Source organism: Bartonella sp. CE47NXGY (assembly GCF_042195415.1).
Lineage (GTDB): Bacteria > Pseudomonadota > Alphaproteobacteria > Rhizobiales > Rhizobiaceae > Bartonella.
The window spans coordinates 1-3,257 of sequence record NZ_JBHIOI010000074.1; the positions used below are offsets into that span (position 1 = coordinate 1).

The 3,257-nt window shown below is 34.3% G+C and carries 8 protein-coding genes; 3 read left to right on the plus strand and 5 right to left on the minus strand.

Annotated elements, in window-relative coordinates:
• From ACFIL3_RS09335 to ACFIL3_RS09350, 4 genes are all read right to left on the minus strand, one after another.
• The coding region (locus ACFIL3_RS09335; protein WP_375682145.1) for a Rha family transcriptional regulator at positions 1 to 134 on the minus strand (134 nt) is incomplete at its 3' end.
• A gap of 14 nt (positions 135 to 148) precedes the next feature.
• Positions 149 to 511 (minus strand): antA/AntB antirepressor family protein, encoded by a 363-nt coding sequence (locus ACFIL3_RS09340; RefSeq protein ID WP_375682142.1) that lies wholly within the window; start codon positions 509 to 511, stop codon positions 149 to 151.
• A 66-nt stretch (positions 512 to 577) separates the two neighbouring features.
• The gene (locus ACFIL3_RS09345) at positions 578 to 952 is read right to left on the minus strand and encodes a hypothetical protein (protein WP_375682143.1); all 375 of its coding nucleotides are present in this window, start codon (positions 950 to 952) and stop codon (positions 578 to 580) included.
• Positions 953 to 1,225: 273 nt separating this feature from the next.
• Positions 1,226 to 1,579, minus strand: coding sequence for a helix-turn-helix domain-containing protein (locus ACFIL3_RS09350; RefSeq protein WP_004859838.1), 354 nt, complete (start codon positions 1,577 to 1,579; stop codon positions 1,226 to 1,228).
• A gap of 87 nt (positions 1,580 to 1,666) precedes the next feature.
• Between ACFIL3_RS09350 and ACFIL3_RS09355 the strand changes: the two genes are divergently transcribed.
• Together ACFIL3_RS09355 and ACFIL3_RS09360 are read left to right on the plus strand one after the other, a co-directional pair.
• Positions 1,667 to 1,933 carry a helix-turn-helix domain-containing protein gene (locus ACFIL3_RS09355; RefSeq protein WP_375674606.1) on the plus strand — a complete coding sequence of 89 codons (267 nt, stop codon included), beginning with the start codon at positions 1,667 to 1,669 and terminating at the stop codon, positions 1,931 to 1,933.
• 2 nt (positions 1,934 to 1,935) lie between these two features.
• The gene (locus tag ACFIL3_RS09360; protein WP_375674608.1) at positions 1,936 to 2,127 is read left to right on the plus strand and encodes a hypothetical protein; all 192 of its coding nucleotides are present in this window, start codon (positions 1,936 to 1,938) and stop codon (positions 2,125 to 2,127) included.
• On the opposite strand, the gene ACFIL3_RS09365 is transcribed toward ACFIL3_RS09360, so the two are convergent.
• Positions 2,114 to 2,884, minus strand: coding sequence for a hypothetical protein (locus tag ACFIL3_RS09365; RefSeq protein WP_375674610.1), 771 nt, complete (start codon positions 2,882 to 2,884; stop codon positions 2,114 to 2,116). The genes ACFIL3_RS09360 and ACFIL3_RS09365 overlap by 14 nt on opposite strands.
• Positions 2,885 to 2,963: 79 nt before the next feature.
• Between ACFIL3_RS09365 and ACFIL3_RS09370 the strand changes: the two genes are divergently transcribed.
• The coding region (locus ACFIL3_RS09370; protein ID WP_375682144.1) for a DUF1376 domain-containing protein at positions 2,964 to 3,257 on the plus strand (294 nt) is incomplete at its 3' end.

Here is a 3,257-nt window from a genome sequence, read left to right on the forward strand (position 1 = left end):
CCTAACATTTGTCGAATATCACGCATAATATGCGCATGTTGCTTACCGCATAACTCTGCAATTTCACGACTAGACATGGTTGGAACAGTTGTGTTTTGAAAATTGTTTTCAGGTATTGTAATAAAGTTTCGCATCATCATCCCCTTAATTAAGAAAAACATAAGTTTTGGTATAATATTCTGCCATAGTTTCTATGACGTTCTGCTTGAGCGATTTTCCTTGCTGCGTGAATTTTGAAGTAATGATTATCAGTTTTATCTGTTTCTATTTCAGATTTTGGACAAATCTTCTGTCTGTTCCATTCTTGTTTTGTAAAAACAAAATCCACGCCTTCTTTTAGATCAAGCTTTTCAACACAATCATTAAACCAAGTGGAAAAATCTTGTTTCAAATGTAAGTACCTATGCATTACATGGGCATTGACCATTTGGACATAACCGATTTTGTTGTCTACCTCGTTTTCAGGCGTGAGATATCCTTCACTATGAATATGAGTATCATGTGTGGTCATAAGTTTACTCTAATCAATTATTGATGGGAAAAAGGGAGGCGCTTTTAAAAGCGCCCTTTAGAATTTTTAAAGCACATCACATAGGCGCAAACGGTGTTGCTTTTCATAGCTACCGAACATTTCATCTTCATATTTTAGCTGTGCTATTTCGTCTAAAAAAGCATGGTAGGCATCACTTTCACTGACAAAGTAATAAACCTTACTATCCTCATCAAGGCGGTCGATATTTTCTGTTACATATGCTTCTGCGATCTCTTCAGAGATATCTTCACAATTATTCTCAGAGGGATTTATACGAAAGATTTGGATTGCATCATCTACCTCATCAACAATGCTTAGAATTTGACTTGCATCAAGTGGTCCAGACTCTGCAATGTGTTGATCTTTATCGTAGGTAACTAATAAAATTTCATTGGAATTTATAAGAATTGGATTTTCCATAATTTTTCCTCCCTAACGCCTCTTGGCGATTGTTTGTGCGTGGTTTATGGAATATATATAATACGCATAATGCATACTTGTCAACAATAAAATATGCGTTATGTGTATTTTATTTTTAACGGTATAAAAATCTTGTAAGAAGATTTTTTCTAAATGACGATTCTCATGAAAGGGGAAGGTGAATGGTTATGAAAACAATAAAAAGTGATATAGAATTAGATAACAAAATAATGCATCTGGTTTCTACATTTAGTAATGAAAGAAAAAAAGCTTTTATTTTTTTTCTTCTGCATGCAGGCGATTTAAAAGGTGAAGAATTGTTTCTTTATCTGGTTGAGTTGTTTTTTGCAGTAGATTAATAATTTGCTCATCAACAGTTTGTTTTGTGGCAGGAATTGGAAAGGAGGGGCCTTCTCCCTCTCCAGTTAATAACCATCCTTCACTAATTCTAAATGCTTTTGCATATTTCGCAGATGCCCGTGATATTCCTCTTAATCCTTGTTCGTGCTGTATATAGCTAGAGTAGTTCCAGCCAAAATATCTAGCTGCTTCTTTAGCACTTCTAAAACCACGCGCTAAACGCGCTTTTATTAATCTAGCAGATTGGTCTATCGTGTTACTAAGCATTTTTATCTCCTTAATATATTCATATTGCATATAATTGGTATGCATTTCGACTTGACTTTTAAGTACTCATAATGCATATTATTTTTTATGGGAAAAATAGCAGTAAAACAGTTACGTAAAAATCTGAATTTAACTCTGAAAGAAATGGCAGTACGGTTAGGCGTCAACAAGTCAACAGTATGGCGTTGGGAAAAATATGGTGTTCCTTCAAGAGGAGCCGTTGCATATCTTCTCGAAGCGTTATGGAATGAACAATCTCCTCCAACGCCTTCTTTTGTCAAGGGTTCCACTGTTTGCATGAAGCCATGTGAACAAAATGAAATGTTGCAATCTCAATATGAAGAAAGAAAATAAAAATGGACAATTTCGCAGCGATGATTGTGCTTTTTATAGTCAATGTAATCATGTTTTTTGCTGGCTTTTACTTTTATAAAATGACGGAAACGCATGAAAAAGAGACAGATAAAATAATGGAAAACATAATACGTAAACAAAAAGATTTAATTCAAACACAAAAAGATTTAATGGAAAAAATTAACCGCTTTTAAGACTACTCTCCTCGAGTGGCAGTAAAAAGCTGGGCCAAAAAGTAGTTTCAAGTATTTCTTCTGCATGATTTGATGAAGTGTGTTCAATGATAAAAATTGGTGTGCTTACGATATCTGGTTTTAGGTGGCGAACTGTGAAAGAAAATTCTGTTTCTTCAGATGCATCTAAATTAAAAAAATCGAAGATCTCCTGTGTTTTTAAATCTGCTACAAAAAGACTTTTTAAGGGTATATACTTTTCATTTTCTGGTTCTAAATGCATTGGATATCTTCCCAAAAGAGCACCTTTATCAAACGCAAATGGGTTTTCGTTATATAACCGAAAATTATTTATTCTCATTGTTTGCTCTGTAGGATTTTTTATGATGCCATTTACCTCTATGAAGAAGTCTTTGTCATATTTGTATGCTGTTGACTCTTTCATAGTAACCTTCAACTTTGGACCTAAGTCTCGTATTTGTTTTTCTGCCCATAAAATGGAGACGTGCTCTTTTGCGGCTTCAGCTTGTTTTTTTAGCTGTTCTAATTGCCTTTCTATATTGTCTAAATCTTTTTGGCGGACTTTGTCTGCTTCTTTACGGTTTTTATTTCTTAAAATAAGAGCCACTAAAAGAGATGCAATAAATGACAAAAAACCTGTAAGAAATATCTTTATCCATTCTTGCATCATAACTCTCCCCACTTTTTTAGAATCGTTGAAAGGGTACTTTTTTACAAATTTTTTTTCAAGACAGGCAATCACAACACGCTTTGTCATGATGCACGCATAAACACACAACAATCTTAAGGGGGGATTATGATCACTAATTTATATTTAATGAAAGAAGGGGATGCGCATGTCTAATGGTATGCCATGGATAAGATTCCATTTGTATGACTGGATAAGTGGTACAAATGGAATGACATCTGAACAACGGGGGGTTTATATAACCCTTCTCGTTTGCATGTATGAAAAAAAAGAACCACTTAAAACAGATTTTCAAACGCTTGCACGCGTTTGTCATTGTTCGCAGAAAAAATTTGCAGCTATTGTCGAATATCTCATGAGAAATAATAAACTTGTTGAGACAGATAATGGATTGTGGAATACGCGCGTTGAAGAAGAGCTGAACGATTTTGCTGATAAAAAA

What these genes read in the sequence shown, in the direction of transcription:
- ACFIL3_RS09350 (WP_004859838.1), bottom strand. Translation starts at nt 1,579, where the DNA reads ATGCTTAGTAACACGATAGACCAATCTGCTAGATTAATAAAAGCGCGT.
- ACFIL3_RS09360 (WP_375674608.1), top strand. Translation starts at nt 1,936, where the DNA reads ATGGACAATTTCGCAGCGATGATTGTGCTTTTTATAGTCAATGTAATC.
- ACFIL3_RS09345 (WP_375682143.1), bottom strand. Translation starts at nt 952, where the DNA reads ATGGAAAATCCAATTCTTATAAATTCCAATGAAATTTTATTAGTTACC.
- ACFIL3_RS09365 (WP_375674610.1), bottom strand. Translation starts at nt 2,884, where the DNA reads ATGACAAAGCGTGTTGTGATTGCCTGTCTTGAAAAAAAATTTGTAAAA.
- ACFIL3_RS09355 (WP_375674606.1), top strand. Translation starts at nt 1,667, where the DNA reads ATGGGAAAAATAGCAGTAAAACAGTTACGTAAAAATCTGAATTTAACT.
- ACFIL3_RS09340 (WP_375682142.1), bottom strand. Translation starts at nt 511, where the DNA reads ATGACCACACATGATACTCATATTCATAGTGAAGGATATCTCACGCCT.